Below are 17,872 nucleotides of genomic sequence, written 5' to 3' on the forward strand. Positions count from 1 at the left end.
TCAGCCGCGGAGCACCAGCGCCTGGCCCGCGACCACCAGCAGCACGTGCTCGCACTCGTCCGCGAACGCCGCGTTCAGCCGGCCCAGCTCGTCGCGGAAACGCCGCCCGGACGCCGTGGCCGGGACCACCCCGGAACCCACCTCGTTCGTCACCGCCACGACGGTACGGGCCGTCGCCCGGACCGCAGCGACCAGCTTGCCGACCCGCTCCCGCAGCGCCCGCTCACCCTCCGCGGCCCACCGTTCGTCGTCCCAGGCGCCGGTCTTGTCCATGGCGTCCGTCAACCACAGCGACAGACAGTCGATCAGCAGCGGCGGCCCCTCCGCCTCCAGCAGCGGCACCAGATCGCACGTCTCCGTCGTACGCCACGAACCCGGCCGGCGCTCACGGTGCGCGTGGACCCGGGCCGCCCACTCCGCATCGCCCTCCCGGGCCCCGCCTGTCGCCACGTACAGCACGTCCGGGAACGCCTCCAGCCGGCGTTCCGCCTCCAGCGACTTCCCCGAACGCGCCCCGCCCGTCACCAGCGTCCGCCGGGGCACGTCCGGCACCGCGTGGTACTCGCCGACGATCAGGGTCGTCCCGTCCGGCACCGCACGGGCGCCCGCGGCCGCCAGACGACGGGTCAACTCGGGGCCGCCCTGGGCGTCGTGGTCCAGATGCACGGCGAGCACGTCCGTCGTCGCCCCGATGGCCCCCGACGCCCGCAACCGGGCGATCGCGTCCGGACGGCCCACGACATCGGCCACGACCATCTCGTACGCCGCCCGCCCCTCCGCGAGCCCCGCAGGGGCCGCGCCCGGCGGCAGATACAGCAGGCGGTCGCCGTCCGGGGACGTCACCTCGTAACCCGTGCCCGGGTTGTCCGTCGGCAGAGCCCGCACCCGGTGCCCGCTGATCAGCGTCAACTCCCGCCCGTCCGGCACCCTCCCCGCCGTCGGGAGCCCCGCAGGCAGGTCCAGGGGCGGACCGTCATGAGGGTGCGTCAACAGCACCTGCCGCACGCCGACGAGCGAATGCCCCGCACGCGCCGCGGCGAGCGCGGCGCCCGGCGTCAGATCAAGAAGCAGCGCCCCGTCCACGAGCAACGCGGTTGCCGCCCGCGCCTCCGGGCCGCGGGCGGTGGCGCACACGGCGCAGGGGCAGTCGGGCCGGGGGAGGCCGGCGGGGGCGCCGGTGCCGAGCAGAGTCAGTTCCACGCCTCTGATCCTGCCGTCTCGCCCCGAGCGGTGCGCGCCCGGCTACGCTGCGGGCAGCAAACTGATCAGCTTGCCCTAGGGACGTGGGAGGCGCACATGGCGTGGACGTGGCGGTTCGAGAAGTCCGACGGTACGGAGGTCCAGCCGGCGGTGGAGCCGGAGGAGTTCACGACGCAGGGCGACGCGGAATCCTGGATCGGCGAGCACTGGAAGGAACTCCAGGAGGGCGGGGCGGACCAGGTCGTCCTCTCGGAGGACGACACGAAGATCTACGGCCCGATGAGCCTCCACGAGTCCTGAGCCCCGCAGCCCTGCGGGGGCGACGCTTCGGCCGGGCCCGGCCGGGGGTGTGACGCTCTCGTACCGGGCCCGGTACGAGAGCGTGGCGTCCTTGGGCGGGCCGCCCGGCCTGCGGTGGGGCGGGGGCCGGTTCCGTCGGACCGGGCGTCCGGGGCAAGGCGTAGGGGCCGGGCGGCTTCCGGCACGGTCCGGCGGTGCGGTGTTGCCGTCTGAGGGGCGGCGGGGGCGGAGCCCCCGACGCCAGGGGTCCGGGGCGGAGCACCGGTTCCGGGGAGGGGCGGGGTGGGGGAAGAACCCCGCTCACGACCCCGTCAGATCTCGCCCAGCGTGACCGTCACCGCCCGCTCCCGACCCCCTCGTTCCAGCGTCACGGAGACCTCCTCGCCCGGTCGTTTCGACGCCAGCACCTCCGCCAGGGACGTGATCGTCGTGATCTCCGTGCCGTCCAGCTTCGTGATGATGTCGCCCGCCCGGATCCCCGCCTTCGCCGCCGGGCCGTCGCCGGCCACGGAGGCGACCGCGACGCCCGACGGGCGGTAGTCGTCGTCCAGGACGGTGCGGCCCGTGATGCCGAGGGCGGCCCGGCCGGAGTCCCTGACCTCGCCGTACTTGATGATCTGGTCCGCGACCGTCCGCACCATGGAGACGGGGATCGCGAATCCGATGCCGGGCGCGGCGCTGCCTTCGAGGCCGGGGTCGGACGCGGCCAGCGTCGGGATGCCGATGACCTCGCTGCTCAGATTGACGAGCGCGCCCCCGCTGTTGCCCGGGTTGATCGCCGCCGAGGTCTGCACCATGTTGCCGAGGGTCGCCCCGGTCCCGCCGCCCTCGCTGCTCTCGCTGACCGTGCGGCCCACGGCGGAGACGATTCCCTGGGTGACGCTGCTGGACAGCCCGAGCGGTGAACCCATGGCCAGGACGATCTGGCCGACCGCGACCTCGGAGGAATCCCCGAAGCGGGCGGCCCTGAGGCCCGGGGGGACCGCGTCGAGCTTGACGACGGCGAGGTCCTGCTCGGGGAAGGCGGAGACCAGCGTCGCGGTCAGCGGCTGCTCACCGGTGGCGACGGTGACCTTGAAGCGCTCCGTCCTGCCCACGACATGCGCGTTGGTGACGATGTGGCCGTTGTCGTCGTAGACGATGCCGGAGCCGAGGCTCTCCCCGGCCTCGATCTGGACGACGGAGGGCAGCACGTTCGCGATGACTTCCCGGTAGTCGTCCTCGAGCTCGCTCGAGGCGACCGGGGCGGCGGCGGCCCGGCTGGAGGACACGGGCTCCGGCCCGGCGGCCGGCGAGCAGCCGGCGGCCAGGGCGGCCACGCAGAGAACGGCTGTCGTGGGCGCCGCCAGCCGGAGGGTTCGACGGGCCGGGCGGGGAGATGCGTCCATGCCCGGAGTATCTCTACGGCCGCCCGGCCGGTGCCTGCGGTGCACCGCCGATCAGGGGGCGGCGCCAGAGTCAGATCCGCCGTACTCCGCACAGGTGCAGCAGCGCCGCCACCCTGCGGTACGGGTCGGTGCGTCCGGCGCGCTCCTCCAGCGTCAGCACCTGGTGCAGCTCGTCGGCGGCGGGGAGTTCGACGTCGTTGCCGACGTGGTCCGTGAAGATCCGCACCCCGTACCAGGCGTGCAGCGGCGCGGCGATGCCGTCCAGCGTCGCCGTGAGTGCCTCGAGCCGGTCGGCGCGCACCTTCAGGCCGAGGCGGTTGGTGTAGGTGTCCGTGTCGAAGGCGTCCAGCGCCGACTGCCAGTCCCCGGCCGCTCCGGGCCGCATGGCCAGGGCGTCGCCGTTGCGGACGAGCAGGGACAGCAGCCCGCCCGGCGCCAGCATCCTGGCCAGGCCGGCGAGCAGCCCGTCCGGCTCCTCCACGTACATCAGCACGCCGTGGCAGAGGACCACGTCGAAGCTGCCCGGCAGGAAGTGCACGCCGGTGTCCCGGCCGTCGCCCTCCACGAGCCGGACCCGCTCGCGGATACCGGCGGGCTCGCCCGACAGTGCCTCACGGGCGGCCTTCAGCATCACGGCGTCCGACTCCAGGCCGGTGACCGTGTGCCCGGCGCGTGCCAGGCGCAGGGCCTGGGTGCCCTGGCCCATGCCGACGTCGAGCACCCGCAGCCGCTGGCCGACGGGATACCGCGACGTGATCTGTTCCTCGAGCTGCCGGGCCACCAGCTCCTGGCGGACGGTGTTGCGCAGGCCGCCGGCACCGGCCAGCCAGTTCGCGGACGCCTCCGGCGTGAAGCCGCCAGGCTGCGACGAATCGGTGCTCAGGGCCGCTCTCCGCGCTTGACCTGCGGCTTGGGCAGGCGCAGCCGACGCATCTGGAGCGTACGCATCAGGCCGTAGGCCACGGCTCCGCGCTTCGGCTCGTCGGGGAAGCGCTCGCGGAGCTGCTTCTTCAGACGGATCGACAGACCGATCGAGTCCACGACGATCAGCACGATCACGCCGAGCCAGAGCAGCAGCGCGATGTTCTGCAGCTGGGCGACCCGGACCATGCTCAGCACCAGGATCACCACCGCGAGCGGCAGGAAGAACTCCGCGATGCAGAAACGGGAGTCGACGAAGTCGCGGACGAAGCGCCGCACCGGGCCCTTGTCGCGGGCCGGCAGGTAACGCTCGTCGCCGCTGGCGAGAGCCTCCCGCTGCCTGGCCAGGTCGGCACGGCGGGCTTCACGCTGGCGCTTCATCGCCTCCTTGCGGTCCTGCGGCGCACCACTGGAGGCACGGCGGCGCTGGCCCTGTGCCTCACTGCGCTTAGGCGTCGGGCGGCCCTTGGGGGCCTCGGGGTCGCGGGGCTGCTTGGAGAGGTCCGCCGTCACCTTGCCGGTGGGGGCCTTCTCTTCCTTGGAACGGCTACGGAACACAAAACCCAAGGGTACGGGTTGCGGGGCATGGACCCCACCCTGGTGGGGAACGATCCCGCAACGGCGTGCGTCCGTAAGGGACAGAACGGGACGGCGGGCACAGCTCCCCTGACAGCCACCTACTCCTTGCGCCGGATCGGAGCCGTACGCAGTCGTCCTTGGGGATGAGCGCATCCGCGCTCGAACAGTGCGGTAATGGATGCAGGGCCCGTACTGTGGGTTCTGTTGGAGTGCTGAAGCCGTAGTCCGTCAGAAGGGGGCGCGCGAAGCCCATGAGCGGTGTCATGAAGCGTATGGGGATGATCTTCCGCGCGAAGGCGAACAAGGCCCTCGACCGGGCCGAGGATCCGCGCGAGACCCTCGATTACTCGTACCAGAAGCAGCTGGAGCTCCTTCAGAAGGTCCGCCGCGGAGTCGCCGACGTGGCGACCTCCCGCAAGCGCCTCGAGCTGCAGCTGAACCAGCTCCAGGGACAGTCCTCGAAGCTCGAGGACCAGGGCCGCAAGGCGCTGGCCCTCGGCCGTGAGGACCTGGCCCGCGAGGCACTGTCCCGCCGGGCCGCGCTGCAGCAGCAGGTCACCGACCTCGAGACCCAGCACCAGACCCTCCAGGGCGAGGAGGAGAAGCTGACGCTCGCCGCGCAGCGGCTCCAGGCCAAGGTCGACGCCTTCCGCACCAAGAAGGAGACCATCAAGGCCACCTACACCGCGGCGCAGGCGCAGACCCGGATCGCGGAGTCGTTCTCCGGCATCTCGGAGGAGATGAGCGACGTCGGCGTCGCGATCCAGCGCGCCGAGGACAAGACCGCCCAGCTCCAGGCGCGGGCCGGCGCGATCGACGAACTGCTCGCCTCCGGCGCCCTCGACGACCAGTCGGGGCTGGCGAAGGACGACATCCAGGCCGAGCTGGACCGCCTCTCCGGCGGCACGGACGTCGAGCTGGAGCTCCAGCGGATGAAGGCGGAACTGGCCGGCGGCCCGGCGTCGAAGCAGGCGATCGAGGGCGGCGCCGCAGGTTCGCAGGACGCCGCGCAGCAGCAGAGCAGCCCGCACAAGTTCGACAAGCAGTGACCGTCAGTCCGGACCAGTACGGAGAGTAAGGACTCGTCATGATCGTACGGATCATGGGGGAGGGCCAGGTCGAGGTGGCGGAGAGCCACCTCCCCGAGCTCGACAAGCTCGACGACGAACTGCTCGCGGAGATGGAGAGCGGCGACGGGGCCGGCTTCCGCCGGACCCTGCACGCGCTGCTCGAGAAGGTCCGGGAGCTGGGGGAGCCACTGCCCGACGCCTCTCTCGAACCGTCCGAACTGATCCTCCCCGCGCCGGACGCGACGCTGGAGGAGGTCCGTGAACTCCTCGGCGAGAGCGGCCTGATCCCCCCGGTGGCGTAGCGGCCGGCGCCCGCGCCCGCACTCCAACACGCGCGCCCCTGCCGTACCTCACTGCGCCGGCGAGGCTGACCAAGTCAGCCTCGCCGACGTTTGCGGTACGGGCACGGGGGCGGAGCCCCCGGTTCGGCCCCGCTCAGCGGTCGCCCCCGCCACCGTGCTCCGCCACCCCTTCCCACGCCGTAACGTTGCCTGACGTGACCCCATTCGCCGCCCGGTACGACCGCGTCCGCAACTGGCTGCGCGCGCACCCGCTGGCGCTGGACGGCGCCCTCGCCGTGGCCGCGTTGATCTGCATGGTGGCCGGCTCCTTCGCCGATCCGAACGGGCCGCACGGCCCCACCTTCGGCACCCGCACACCCGACGCGCGCAGCGCGGTCCTGATGCTGGTCGCCGCCTGCGCGCTCGTCTTCCGGCGGCGCGAGCCGATGGGCGTGCTGCTGGTCACCGGCGCGGTGTCCGTCGTCGAACTGGTGACGGGCGACCCGGCCGCCCCCGTCGCGATGAGCGCCGTGATCGCCCTGTACACCGTCGCCTCCCGTACCGACCGCCCGACCACCTGGCGGGTCGGCCTGCTGACGATGACCGTGCTGACCGCCGCCGCGATGGCCTTCGGCTCGAGCCCCTGGTACACCCAGGAGAACCTGGGCATCTTCGCCTGGACCGGGATGGCGGCCGCCGCCGGTGACGCCGTGCGCAGCCGGCGTGCCTTCGTCGACGCCATGAGGGAGCGGGCGGAGCGCGCCGAGCGGACGCGGGAGGAGGAGGCGGGGCGCCGGGTCGCGGAGGAGCGGCTGCGGATCGCCCGCGATCTGCACGACGTCGTCGCGCACCACATCGCGCTGGTCAATGTGCAGGCCGGGGTCGCCGCCCACGTCATGGACAAGCGTCCGGACCAGGCCAAGGAGGCGCTCGCGCACGTACGGGAGGCGAGCCGCTCCGCGCTGAACGAGCTGCGTGCCACCGTCGGGCTGCTCCGCCAGTCCGGGGACCCGGAGGCGCCCACCGCGCCCGCGCCCGGTCTCGCGGTCCTCGACGAACTGGTCACCACGTTCCGTCAGGCCGGCCTCCCCGTCGAGGTCGCCCGCGCCGATGAGGGGGACCCGCCGCCGGCGGCCGTGGACCTGGCCGCGTACCGGATCATCCAGGAGGCGCTGACCAACGTGCAGAAGCACGCTGGGAAGGACGCCAAGGCCGAGGTGAGCGTGGTGCGGGTCGGCTCGACGCTGGAGGTGACCGTCATCGACAACGGCCCCGCCGACGCGGCCGGTCCCTCCGACGGCGGCGGCCACGGTCTGCTCGGCATGCGGGAGCGGGTCACCGCCCTCGGCGGCACCCTCACCGCGGGACCCCGCTACGGAGGCGGCTTCCGGGTGCAGGCGATACTGCCGCTCAAGGTGCGGGCCGCCCGCGCGGGGGAGGACAGATGACGATCAGGGTGCTGCTCGCCGACGATCAGACGCTGCTGCGCAGCGCGTTCCGGGTCCTGGTGGACTCCGAGCCGGACATGGAGGTCGTCGGGGAGGCGGCCGACGGTGCGCAGGCGGTGGCGCTGGCCCGCTCCGAGCGGGCCGACGTGGTCCTGATGGACATCCGGATGCCCGGTACGGACGGGCTCTCCGCCACCCGCGAGATCAGCGCGGACCCAAAGCTGTCGCACGTACGGATCGTCATGCTGACGACCTTCGAGGTCGACGAGTACGTCGTGCAGTCGCTGCGGGCCGGCGCCTCCGGCTTCCTCGGCAAGGGCGCCGAGCCGGACGAACTCCTGAACGCCATCCGGGTCGCCGCCGCGGGCGAGGCACTGCTGTCGCCGGCCGCGACCAAGGGGCTCATCGCCACCTTCCTCGCGCAGGGCGGAGCCGCGGACGACGACGGCCGGCACGCCGGGGACTTCTCCGAGCGGCTCTCGGCGCTCACCGTCCGCGAGCGCGAGGTGCTGGTGCTGGTGGCCGGCGGCCACTCCAACGACGAGATCGCCACCCGGCTCGAGGTCAGCCCGCTCACGGTCAAGACCCATGTGAACCGCGCCATGGCCAAGTTGGGCGCCCGCGACCGCGCCCAGCTGGTGGTCACCGCGTACGAGTCGGGACTGGTACGTCCAAGGGTGGAGTGAGCCGTAGGGCGCGCGTACTCCAGCTGCGGTATGCGCGGCGTAAGGAACGGGACCTGGGGGCTAGGGAACGGCCTCTCCTTGTGGCCGAAGGTGTAGGCGGGCCTTGGTGCCCGTCCCCGCGCAAGCCACAGAAGAGAGACCCCATGTCCTGGCTGTCCAGATTCAGCCTGTCGCAACGGGCCCTGATAGGGCTGATGTCCATCGTCGCGATCGTCTTCGGTGCGATCGCCGTCCCGCAGCTCAAGCAGCAGCTCCTGCCGTCCATCGAGCTCCCGATGGTCTCGGTGCTCGCCCCTTACCAGGGCGCGTCGCCCGATGTCGTCGAGAAGCAGGTCGTCGAGCCGCTCGAATCGAGCATCAAGGCCGTCGACGGCATCGAGGGCATCACGTCCACGGCCAGTGAGGGCAGCGCCGTCATCATGGCGACCTTCGAGTACGGGGACGGGGGCAAGCAGCTCGTCGCCGACGTCCAGCAGGCCGTGAACCGGGCCCGCGCCCAACTGCCGGACGAGGTGGACCCGCAGGTCATCGCCGGGTCGACGGACGACATCCCCACCGTCGTGCTCGCCGCGTCCTCGGGCAAGGACCAGCGTGGGGGCGCCCCCGGGCCGGAGGCTCTGGGAGAGCTCGCCGACCAGCTCGAGCGGACCGTCGTACCGGCGATCGAGGACATCGAGGGCGTTGGCCAGGTCTCGATCGACGGCGTCCAGGACCTCCAGGTCTCCGTCACCCCCGACGACCGCAAGCTCGCCGCCGCGGGCCTGAACACCATGGCGCTCTCCGAGGCGCTCAGGACGGGCGGCGCGACGATGCCCGCCGGGTCGTTCTCCGAGGACGGCAAGAGCCGCACGGTCCAGGTCGGCGGCGGCTTCACCAGCCTGCAGCAGATCGAGGACCTGCGGATCGTGCCCGCGCAGGGCACGAAGGGCAAGCCCGTACGCCTCGGTGACATCGCGACCGTCGAGCAGACGGAGGCGAGCCGGGTCTCCCTGACGCGTACGAACGGCAGGCCCAGCCTTGCCGTGCTGGCCACCATGGACAACAACGGCAGCGCCGTCGCCATCTCGGAAGCGGTCCAGGACAAGCTGCCCGGCCTCCGCGCCGACCTCGGGGCGGGCGCGGAGCTCACCGTCGTCTCCGACCAGGGCCCGGCGGTCTCCAAGTCGATCTCCGGCCTGACCACCGAGGGCGCGCTCGGCCTGGTCTTCGCGGTCATCGTGATCCTGGTCTTCCTCGCGTCGCTGCGCTCGACGCTGGTCACGGCGGTGTCCATCCCGCTGTCCGTCGTCCTGGCACTGATCGTGCTGTGGACCCGTGACCTGTCGCTCAACATGCTCACCCTCGGCGCGCTGACCATCGCGATCGGCCGGGTCGTCGACGACTCGATCGTGGTCCTGGAGAACATCAAGCGTCACCTCGGCTACGGCGAGGAGCGGCAGAGCGCCATCATCACAGCGGTGAAGGAGGTGGCGGGCGCCGTCACGTCCTCCACGCTGACGACCGTCGCGGTGTTCCTGCCCATCGGTCTCGTCGGCGGCATGGTCGGCGAACTGTTCGGCTCGTTCTCGCTGACCGTCACCGCCGCGCTGCTGGCGTCCCTGCTCGTCTCGCTGACCGTCGTCCCCGTCCTGTCGTACTGGTTCCTGCGTGCCCCCAAGGCCGTGCAGGGTCTGGACCCGGAAGAGGCCCGGCGAAAGGCGGAGGAGAAGGAGGCGCGGAGCCGGCTCCAGCGGATGTACGTCCCCGTGCTGCGCTTCGCGACCCGCCGCCGCCTGACGAGTGTCGCCCTGGCGGTCGTGGTGCTGTTCGGCACCTTCGGCATGGCCGGGCTGCTCAAGACGAACTTCTTCGACCAGGGCGAGCAGGAGGTCATGTCCGTCAAGCAGGAACTGCCGCCCGGCACCAGCCTCGAGGCGGCCGATGCCTCCGCGAAGAAGGTCGAGCAGGTCCTCGCGGGCGTCGACGAGATCAAGGACTACCAGGTCACCGTCGGCTCCTCCGGCTTCATGGCGGCCTTCGGCGGCGGCACCGGCGCCAACCAGGCCTCGTACCAGCTGACGCTGAAGGACGCGGCGTCGTACGAGAAGGTCCGCGACCACCTCGACGAGGAGTTCGGCAAGCTCGACGGCGTCGGCGACACGACCATCGCCGCCGGTGACGGCTTCGGCAGCCAGGACCTGAGTGTCGTGGTGAAGGCGTCCGACTCCGGGACCCTGCGGAAGGCGTCGGAGGCGGTACGGGCAGAGGTCGCGAAGCTCGATGACGTGACCGACGTCCAGAGCGATCTGGCCCAGTCCGTGCCGCGTATCTCCGTCAAGGCCACACCGAAGGCGGCCGACGCCGGCTTCACCGACGCCACGCTGGGCATGGCCGTCGGCCAGGCCGTCCGCGGCACCCCGTCGGGCAAGGCGCTCCTGGCCGACACCGAGCGGGACATCGTCATCACCTCCGCCAAGCCGGCGAAGACGATGGACGAGCTGAAGGCGCTGCCGCTCGGTCCGGTGAAGCTCGGTGACATCGCCGAGGTGAAGCTGGTCCCCGGACCGGTCTCGATGACCCGGATCGACGGCTCGCGGGCCGCGACGATCACGGCGAAGCCGACCGGCGACAACACCGGCGCGGTGAGCACCGCGCTTCAGTCGAAGATCAAGGCGCTGGACCTGCCCGAGGGTGCGACCGCCTCCATCGGCGGCGTGTCGGAGGACCAGGAGGAGGCGTTCCTCAACCTCGGCCTGGCGATGCTGGCGGCGATCGCGATCGTCTTCATGCTGCTGGTGGCGACGTTCCGGTCGCTGATCCAGCCGCTGATCCTGCTGGTCTCCATCCCGTTCGCCGCGACCGGCGCGATCGGCCTGCTGGTCGCGACGGGTACGCCGATGGGCGTGCCGGCGATGATCGGCATGCTGATGCTCATCGGCATCGTGGTCACCAACGCGATCGTGCTGATCGACCTGATCAACCAGTACCGGGCCCAGGGACTTGGCGTGGTCGAGGCCGTCGTCGAGGGCGGCCGGCACCGGCTGCGCCCGATCCTCATGACGGCCCTGGCGACGATCTTCGCGTTGCTGCCGATGGCGCTCGGTGTCACGGGCGAGGGCGGCTTCATCGCGAAGCCGCTGGCGGTGGTGGTGATCGGCGGTCTGATCACGTCGACGCTGCTGACCCTGCTGCTGGTGCCGACGCTGTACGCGATGGTGGAGCTCCGCAAGGAGCGGCGCCGCGCCAAGCGGGCGGCGAAGCGGGAGGCCGCGAAGCCCGCGGAGACGGACGAGACGTCCCTGGAGCCGTCGAACGCCTAGCTTCCGTCTGTTCCTTCACGCACCAGGGCCCCGCAGCCGACCGGCTGCGGGGCCCTGGTCGTTGTCGTGGGCGCAGGCAGGCCCTGACCGCACGCGTTGAAGGGGCGTCCCGCCGCGGCGGGACGCCCCTTCAACGCACGTACGGCGGCGGTTACGGCAGCGCCAGCATCCGCTCCAGCGCGAGCTTCGCGAAGCTCTCCGTCTCCTTGTCGACCTCGATGCGGTTGACCAGGTTCCCCTCGGCCAGCGACTCCAGGGCCCACACCAGGTGGGGCAGGTCGATGCGGTTCATCGTCGAGCAGAAGCAGACCGTCTTGTCCAGGAAGACGATCTCCTTGCCCTGGTCCGCGAAACGGTTCGCCAGGCGCCGGACCAGGTTCAGCTCCGTGCCGATCGCCCACTTCGAGCCGGCCGGGGCCGCCTCGAGCGTGTTGATGATGTACTCCGTCGAGCCCACGTAGTCGGCGGCGGCGACCACCTCGTGCTTGCACTCCGGGTGCACCAGGACGTTGACGCCCGGGATGCGCTCACGCACGTCGTTGACGGAGTCCAGCGAGAACCGGCCGTGCACGGAGCAGTGACCGCGCCACAGGATCATCTTGGCGGCGCGCAGTTCCTCCGCCGTCAGACCGCCGTTCGGCTTGTGCGGGTTGTAGAGCACGCAGTCCTCGAGGGACATCCCCATGTCCCGGACGGCGGTGTTGCGGCCCAGGTGCTGGTCCGGCAGGAAGAGGACCTTCTCGCCCTGCTCGAAGGCCCAGTCCAGCGCGCGCTTGGCGTTCGACGACGTACAGATCGTGCCGCCGTGCTTGCCGGTGAAGGCCTTGATGTCCGCGGAGGAGTTCATGTAGGAGACGGGCACGACCTGCTCGGCGACGCCGGCCTCCGTCAGTACGTCCCAGCACTCGGCGACCTGCTCGGCGGTGGCCATGTCGGCCATCGAGCAGCCGGCCGCGAGGTCGGGCAGCACGACCTTCTGGTCGTCGGAGGTGAGGATGTCGGCGGACTCGGCCATGAAGTGCACACCGCAGAAGACGATGTACTCGGCCTCCGGCCGGGCCGCGGCGTCCTTCGCCAGCTTGAACGAGTCACCGGTGACGTCGGCGAACTGGATGACCTCGTCGCGCTGGTAGTGGTGGCCGAGGACGAAGACCTTCTCGCCGAGCTTCTCCTTGGCCGCGCGGGCGCGCTCCACCAGATCCGGGTCGGACGGCGAGGGCAGGTCGCCCGGGCACTCCACGCCGCGCTCGCTGCGAGGGTCGGCCTCACGGCCGAGCAGTAGCAGTGCGAGCGGAGTCGGCGACACGTCGAGCTCGGGGCTGGTCTGGGCGGTCGTCACGACACGCACCCTTTCTTCGTCTGGCAGAGCGCTTTTCGTCTATTTGACGCTATCTATCATAACCGCTTCACGTCACTTTGACGATGGCCATAGTGTCGATGTGACGCACCCCCCTGTCCGCAGGGTGACGCACACCCCGTCCACAGGCCGGTGCCGCTCCATGGCCGGGTGTGCGAGCATGAAGGGGAAAGACGAGCGGTCCGGAATGAATCCAGGGCCATGCCGGTTGCACCGTCGGCAAGCAGTCCGCACAACCCGGGAGAGAAGCAGATGTCCGTATCGGACGAGACCACCACCGTGAGCGACGGCATCCTCCTGTCCGACGCCGCCGCGGCCAAGGTCAAGGCCCTGCTGGACCAGGAAGGCCGGGACGACCTGGCGCTGCGCGTCGCGGTTCAGCCCGGCGGCTGCTCCGGCCTGCGTTACCAGCTGTTCTTCGACGAGCGCTCCCTCGACGGCGACGTCGTGAAGGACTTCGACGGTGTCAAGGTCGTCACCGACCGTATGAGCGCCCCGTACCTGGGCGGCGCCTCCATCGACTTCGTCGACACCATCGAGAAGCAGGGCTTCACCATCGACAACCCGAACGCCACGGGTTCCTGCGCCTGCGGCGACTCGTTCAGCTAAGAGTCCGGCTGCTCATGCCGAAGGCGGCGGACCCGATCCCGGGTCCGCCGCCTTCGGCATGTTGCATGAGGGTCGTCAGCCCTTGCGCGGCAGGGGCTTGCCCGTGTTCGCGTCGACGACCTTCCGGCCGTCCAGCGGCTCGTCCAGCGTCACGGACGCCTTGAGCTCCTTGGCCAGCATGATGCAGACCCGCTCGGGGTCCGGGTTCGTCTCCACGATCCGGACCTTCACCTGGTCACCGCTCTCGGTCGCCTTCGCCTCGTAGTTGCTGCACACGCCGCCCCAGAAGGTGACGGTCAGGGTCCGCCCCTCGACGCTGTACGAGATCTGCGCGGGGCCCTGGTCGGCCGGGTCCTTCGACGGATCCGCCGGAGCGATGTCACGCGCCGGCGGCTCGGCGCTCTTGAGGAAACGCTCCTCCACGGCGGTGTGCGTCACCGTGAACGGCCGGCCCCCGTCCTTCGCCGCCACCTCGAACAGCCACGACGGCACCAGTGCCTGCCGCCCGTCCACATACTGCGCGGAGAGCCCGAAGACGGCCTTGCCGATCGTCAGCCGCTCCGGCCCCGCGGTCGTGCCGTCGGGCTCACAGGGCGCGTCCGGCTTGATCTCGCCCTCGTGCGGGACCGGGGTGGCGCACCCACCGATGCCGATGCGTCCGCTGTCCTTGCCCGCCTTGTTCAGCTGATCGACCGCCTCCTCGGCGGAGATCACCGGATACGTGTCGCTCTTCGCGGGCTTCTTCAGCTGCCCGCTGCCGCCGACCACGGTGCCGTCCGCACCCACCTGGACGCCCGTCGTCCAGCCGTACGTCGGCAGGCCGCCCACCACCGGATTCGCGTTGACCACGCGCACCGCGCCCATCAGCTGGCCCGCGTTCAGCGCGGCCTCGCCCTGGCCCACGGCCCGCAGCACGGGCGCCGCGGCCTTCTTCGCCTCGGCCTCGCTCACCGGCGCGCCACCCTCGCCCGCCGAGCCGCCCGAGGGGCAGGCCTTGCCCTTCAGGCAGTTGTCCCCGCCCGGCGAAGCGAAGCGGGCGAACGTCCAGGTGCCCGGGGCGTCCTTGTTCACCTGGAGTGACGGCCCCTGGCCGTCCTTGGTCGGCCCGATCTTCCAGGCCGGCCCCTCCAGACGCGGTGTCCCCGGCAGGCCGAGCGCCTTCGCCAGCCGGGTCACCTCCGCCTCCGTGACCGTCCCCGTCGCCCGGTGCACGGCCGCACGGCCCGGCCCCTCCGGCAGGTCGCCCTTCGCGCTGTAGACGACGCCGCCTCCGGTCGGGTCCGGCTCACCCGGCGCGATCCCGCTCTCGGTACCGCTCCCGCCGAGGTCCAGGGCCGGCGGCGGAGGATTCTTCGCTCCGGCGGCACCGCTCTTGGCGTCCGTGGCGTCCGCGCCCTCGGAGCCGGCGGTCGCGAAGTACGCACCGCCACCGCCGGCGACCAGCACCGCGGCCGCCACAGAGGCGACGACCAGCGGGGAACGCCGACGGCGGGGACTCTCCTGCGTGTTCTCCGTGCTGCTCACCGCATCGCTCCTTGTCTCGCGCCTCCTGCTGCGGAGGACACGTGTGGGACGGAGCGGGGGAGCGCGTGGTTCCCTTCGCCTCTTCCCCGGAGCCGGACCTCGGCGCCGGAGCCGCTGCGGGGCCGGGTGGCGTCAGTCGCCGTACTCCGACATCGCGTCCACCAGCCGCGCGGACGCGGACGGCACCACGACACCGTGGATGAGGGACGGGTGCACGGGCGCGGGCGCCGCGGCCGCCGGTACGACCCAGTGTGGTGCCATCCGGGCGCAGTCGCCGCGCAGCTGGGCCAGACTGATCTCGGACTCCCGCGGATCCCGCTGCGGCCGCGGCTCGAGCGCCGCCGTGTACTTGGTCATAGCCGCACCGTATGCACCTGGGAGTCCCGGAAAAAAGCCCTACTATCGGGTAGTTTCCGCACGTGGCCCGGTTCGGGGACCCGGTAGCGTGGACTGTCACTGCCAGCCCGCCTCAGGAGCGCCTCACCGTGCGTATCGCAGTCACCGGCTCCATCGCCACCGACCACCTCATGACCTTCCCCGGCCGCTTCGCCGACCAGTTGGTCGCGGACCAGCTGCACACGGTCTCCCTCTCCTTCCTCGTCGACACGCTCGACGTGCGCAGGGGCGGTGTCGGCGCGAACATCTGCTTCGGCATGGGGCAGCTCGGCACCGGCCCGATCCTCGTCGGCGCGGCGGGCTCGGACTTCGACGAGTACCGCGCCTGGCTCGACCGCCACGGCGTCGACACGGCGTCCGTCCGCATCTCGGAGGTCCTGCACACCGCCCGCTTCGTGTGCACCACCGACTCCGACCACAACCAGATCGGCTCCTTCTACACCGGTGCGATGAGCGAGGCCCGCCAGATCGAGCTCAAGTCGGTGGCGGACCGCGTCGGCGGCCTCGACCTCGTCCTGATCGGCGCGGACGACCCGGAGGCGATGCTGCGCCACACCGAGGAGTGCCGCTCGCGGGGCATCCCGTTCGCCGCGGACTTCTCGCAGCAGATCGCCCGGATGAGCGGCGACGAGATCCGGATACTGCTGGACGGCGCGGCGTACCTCTTCTCCAACGAGTACGAGAAGGGCCTCATCGAGTCCAAGACCGGCTGGACCGACGAGGAGATCCTCGGCAAGGTCGGCCACCGGGTCACCACCCTCGGCTCGCGCGGTGTTCGCATCGAGTCCGCGGGCGCGGACCCGATCGAGGTCGGCTGCCCGGACGAGGAGGCCAAGGTCGACCCCACCGGCGTCGGCGACGCGTTCCGGGCGGGCTTCCTCTCGGGCCTCTCGTGGGACGTGGGCCTGGAGCGCGCGGCGCAGGTGGGCTGCATGCTGGCGACGCTGGTGATCGAGACGCTCGGCACGCAGGAGTACACGCTGCGGCGGGCGCACTTCATGGAGCGCTTCACGAAGGCGTACGGGGACGAGGCGGCGGCTGAGGTCCGCCGGCACCTGTCCTGACGCGCCGCGTCCCGCCTGCGGCGGGGCCGTTTCCCCTCCCCTCCCCCTACGGACTGGCGGCCGTGGGGGCCCCACTTCCCGAACCGGGGCTTGCCACCGCGCTCCGCGCGGTGTTTCGGGGGCTCTGCCCTCGGGCCCCCGCGTCTCAATCGACGGCGGGGCTGGACATGCCCCCGGCGGGAGCCGCACATCGGTACAGGGGGAGGGGGTGGGGTGGGGGTGACGCCCGCCGCAGGCGTCAGCGCAGGCGCCGCACCACGTACGCCACCCCCACCTCCGCCCCCCGTTCCCCCACGTACTCCTGCCCCCGCATCCCGCACCACGCCGGGATGTCCAGTCGGGCCGCCTCGTCGTCGGAGAGCACCGTGACCGTGCGGCCGACCGGCACCTCGCCGATGACCTTCGCCAGTTCGATCACCGGGATCGGGCACCGCCGCCCGAGCGTGTCCAGCACCAGGGACTCGGACGCCTCCGAAGGCTCCGAGGAGAAGGACGCCTCCGGCCGCGCCGCAGCCGCAGACGCCGGCGCGCCGAACCGCTCCCGTACCCCCGCCACCAGCCCCGGCAGCACGGCCAGGAAGCGGTCCACGTCCTCCTCCGAGGTGTCGAACGGCGCCAGCGACACCCGTACGTTGCCCTCCGACAGGACGCCCATCGCCCTCAGCACATGGCTCGGGATCAGCGTGCTGCTCGTGCACGACGAGCCGGAGGAGACGGAGAAGCCGGCCCGGTCCAGTTCGTGCAGCAGTGTCTCCCCGTCGACATAGAGACAGGAGAACGTCACCACGTGCGGCAGCCGCCGCGCCGGGTCGCCGACCACCTCCACGTCGGGCACCAGCTCCGGCACCCGCGCGCGGATGCGGTCCACCAGGGCCCGCAGCCGGGCCGACTCGGCCGCCGCCTCCGCGCGTACGGCCCGGAGCGAGGCGGCCGCCGCCACGATCGCCGGGATGTTCTGGAATCCGGCGGACCGGCCCGACTCCCGCTCGTCGGCGGGGCCTTGCGGGGCGAAGCGGACGCCCTTGCGTACGGCGAGCAGTCCGACGCCCGACGGGCCGCCCCATTTGTGCGCGCTCGCGGTGAGCAGAGACCAGTCCCCTTCCACGGGCCCCCAGGCGAGCGACTGCGCCGCGTCCACCAGGAGCGGCACGCCCAGGGACCGGCACGCCTCGGCCACTTCCCGCACGGGCTGCTCGGTGCCGACCTCGTGGTTGGCGGACTGCAGGCAGGCCAGGGCGGTGGCCTCGCCGAGTTCGGCGGCGTATGCCTCCGGTGCGACGGCTCCGTACCGGTCGACGGCGACCTCCGTCACCGAGCCGCCGGCGGCCTCCCATGCCTCTGCCGCGTGGAGCACGGCGGAGTGTTCGACGGCGGAGACGACGAGCCGCCGGCCGACACGCCGACGCCCCGCGAGCGCCCCGGAGACGCCGGCGTGGATCGCCTGCGTCCCCGAAGGAGTGAACACGAGCTCGTCGGGGCGGCAGCCGACGGCGTCCGCCGCGGCCTCCCTGGCGGCGTCGAGGAGCAGCCGGGCGCGGCGGCCCTCGCGGTACAGCCGGGCGGGGTCGGCCCAGCCCTCGTCGAGGGAGGCCTGCAGAGCCTGCCGGGCGACGGGGTGCAGGGGAGCGGCGGAGGCGGCGTCGAAATAGGGCACGTCATCACGCTAACCCCGGCCAGGACACGGAGTGTCAGTTGCCTGCCGGAATCGGGCATTCCAGGGCGCTCCGCACCTCCCCCGAAGGGAGCAGCC

At 71.9% G+C, this 17,872-nt stretch carries 16 protein-coding genes; 8 read left to right on the forward strand and 8 right to left on the reverse strand.

The genetic code is table 11. The features are described 5' to 3' along the window. Positions 1-1,200, reverse strand: coding sequence for a bifunctional adenosylcobinamide kinase/adenosylcobinamide-phosphate guanylyltransferase (locus tag ACIPJI_RS04570; RefSeq protein WP_402244455.1), 1,200 nt, complete (start codon positions 1,198-1,200; stop codon positions 1-3). A gap of 96 nt (positions 1,201-1,296) precedes the next feature. Between ACIPJI_RS04570 and ACIPJI_RS04575 the strand changes: the two genes are divergently transcribed. Beyond that, positions 1,297-1,500 (forward strand): hypothetical protein, encoded by a 204-nt coding sequence (locus tag ACIPJI_RS04575; RefSeq protein ID WP_189476333.1) that lies wholly within the window; start codon positions 1,297-1,299, stop codon positions 1,498-1,500. Between the two features lie 311 nt (positions 1,501-1,811). On the opposite strand, the gene ACIPJI_RS04580 is transcribed toward ACIPJI_RS04575, so the two are convergent. The 3 genes from ACIPJI_RS04580 to ACIPJI_RS04590 all read right to left on the reverse strand — a co-directional run bounded on the left by ACIPJI_RS04580 (position 1,812) and on the right by ACIPJI_RS04590 (position 4,367). Then, positions 1,812-2,888, reverse strand: coding sequence for a S1C family serine protease (locus ACIPJI_RS04580; protein ID WP_402244457.1), 1,077 nt, complete (start codon positions 2,886-2,888; stop codon positions 1,812-1,814). Positions 2,889-2,958: 70 nt separating this feature from the next. Then, complete coding sequence (locus ACIPJI_RS04585) at positions 2,959-3,672, reverse strand: class I SAM-dependent methyltransferase (RefSeq protein ID WP_373465403.1); 714 nt, start codon at positions 3,670-3,672, stop codon at positions 2,959-2,961. Between the two features lie 95 nt (positions 3,673-3,767). Continuing rightward, positions 3,768-4,367, reverse strand: a complete 600-nt coding sequence (locus ACIPJI_RS04590; protein ID WP_307705965.1) for a DUF3043 domain-containing protein — start codon at positions 4,365-4,367, stop codon at positions 3,768-3,770. A 272-nt stretch (positions 4,368-4,639) separates the two neighbouring features. On the opposite strand from ACIPJI_RS04590, the gene ACIPJI_RS04595 reads away from it, so the two are divergent. The 5 genes from ACIPJI_RS04595 to ACIPJI_RS04615 all read left to right on the forward strand — a co-directional run bounded on the left by ACIPJI_RS04595 (position 4,640) and on the right by ACIPJI_RS04615 (position 11,172). After that, complete coding sequence (locus tag ACIPJI_RS04595) at positions 4,640-5,437, forward strand: PspA/IM30 family protein (protein WP_189476324.1); 798 nt, start codon at positions 4,640-4,642, stop codon at positions 5,435-5,437. 38 nt (positions 5,438-5,475) lie between these two features. Then, positions 5,476-5,760, forward strand: a complete 285-nt coding sequence (locus ACIPJI_RS04600) for a hypothetical protein (RefSeq protein WP_356623143.1) — start codon at positions 5,476-5,478, stop codon at positions 5,758-5,760. A 185-nt stretch (positions 5,761-5,945) separates the two neighbouring features. Beyond that, on the forward strand, positions 5,946-7,187 hold the full coding sequence (locus tag ACIPJI_RS04605; RefSeq protein WP_356623144.1) for a sensor histidine kinase: 1,242 nt from the start codon (positions 5,946-5,948) through the stop codon (positions 7,185-7,187). Continuing rightward, positions 7,184-7,873, forward strand: coding sequence for a response regulator transcription factor (locus tag ACIPJI_RS04610; RefSeq protein WP_356623146.1), 690 nt, complete (start codon positions 7,184-7,186; stop codon positions 7,871-7,873). Before ACIPJI_RS04605 ends, ACIPJI_RS04610 begins: the two co-directional genes overlap by 4 nt. A gap of 143 nt (positions 7,874-8,016) precedes the next feature. After that, on the forward strand, positions 8,017-11,172 hold the full coding sequence (locus tag ACIPJI_RS04615; protein WP_402244460.1) for an efflux RND transporter permease subunit: 3,156 nt from the start codon (positions 8,017-8,019) through the stop codon (positions 11,170-11,172). A 151-nt stretch (positions 11,173-11,323) separates the two neighbouring features. Here ACIPJI_RS04615 and nadA read toward each other — a convergent pair whose 3' ends face one another. Next, a complete protein-coding gene (nadA, locus tag ACIPJI_RS04620; RefSeq protein WP_307705960.1) occupies positions 11,324-12,511 on the reverse strand; it encodes a quinolinate synthase NadA in 1,188 nt (395 codons plus the stop codon). A gap of 270 nt (positions 12,512-12,781) precedes the next feature. On the opposite strand from nadA, the gene ACIPJI_RS04625 reads away from it, so the two are divergent. Beyond that, on the forward strand, positions 12,782-13,138 hold the full coding sequence (locus ACIPJI_RS04625) for an iron-sulfur cluster assembly accessory protein (RefSeq protein WP_005318559.1): 357 nt from the start codon (positions 12,782-12,784) through the stop codon (positions 13,136-13,138). A 75-nt stretch (positions 13,139-13,213) separates the two neighbouring features. Here the strand turns inward: ACIPJI_RS04625 and ACIPJI_RS04630 are convergent, their stop codons facing one another. Then, a complete protein-coding gene (locus ACIPJI_RS04630) occupies positions 13,214-14,662 on the reverse strand; it encodes a hypothetical protein (RefSeq protein ID WP_356623151.1) in 1,449 nt (482 codons plus the stop codon). A 132-nt stretch (positions 14,663-14,794) separates the two neighbouring features. Then, complete coding sequence (locus ACIPJI_RS04635) at positions 14,795-15,019, reverse strand: hypothetical protein (protein WP_159692767.1); 225 nt, start codon at positions 15,017-15,019, stop codon at positions 14,795-14,797. Between the two features lie 128 nt (positions 15,020-15,147). Here ACIPJI_RS04635 and ACIPJI_RS04640 point away from each other — a divergent pair, with 128 nt between their 5' ends. Further along, positions 15,148-16,122 (forward strand): carbohydrate kinase family protein, encoded by a 975-nt coding sequence (locus ACIPJI_RS04640; protein ID WP_356623153.1) that lies wholly within the window; start codon positions 15,148-15,150, stop codon positions 16,120-16,122. A gap of 238 nt (positions 16,123-16,360) precedes the next feature. Here ACIPJI_RS04640 and ACIPJI_RS04645 read toward each other — a convergent pair whose 3' ends face one another. Further along, complete coding sequence (locus ACIPJI_RS04645) at positions 16,361-17,776, reverse strand: cysteine desulfurase/sulfurtransferase TusA family protein (protein ID WP_307705957.1); 1,416 nt, start codon at positions 17,774-17,776, stop codon at positions 16,361-16,363. Between the last annotated feature and the right edge of the window lie 96 nt (positions 17,777-17,872).

This window comes from Streptomyces sp. NPDC086835 (genome assembly GCF_044745705.1).
Lineage (GTDB): Bacteria > Actinomycetota > Actinomycetes > Streptomycetales > Streptomycetaceae > Streptomyces.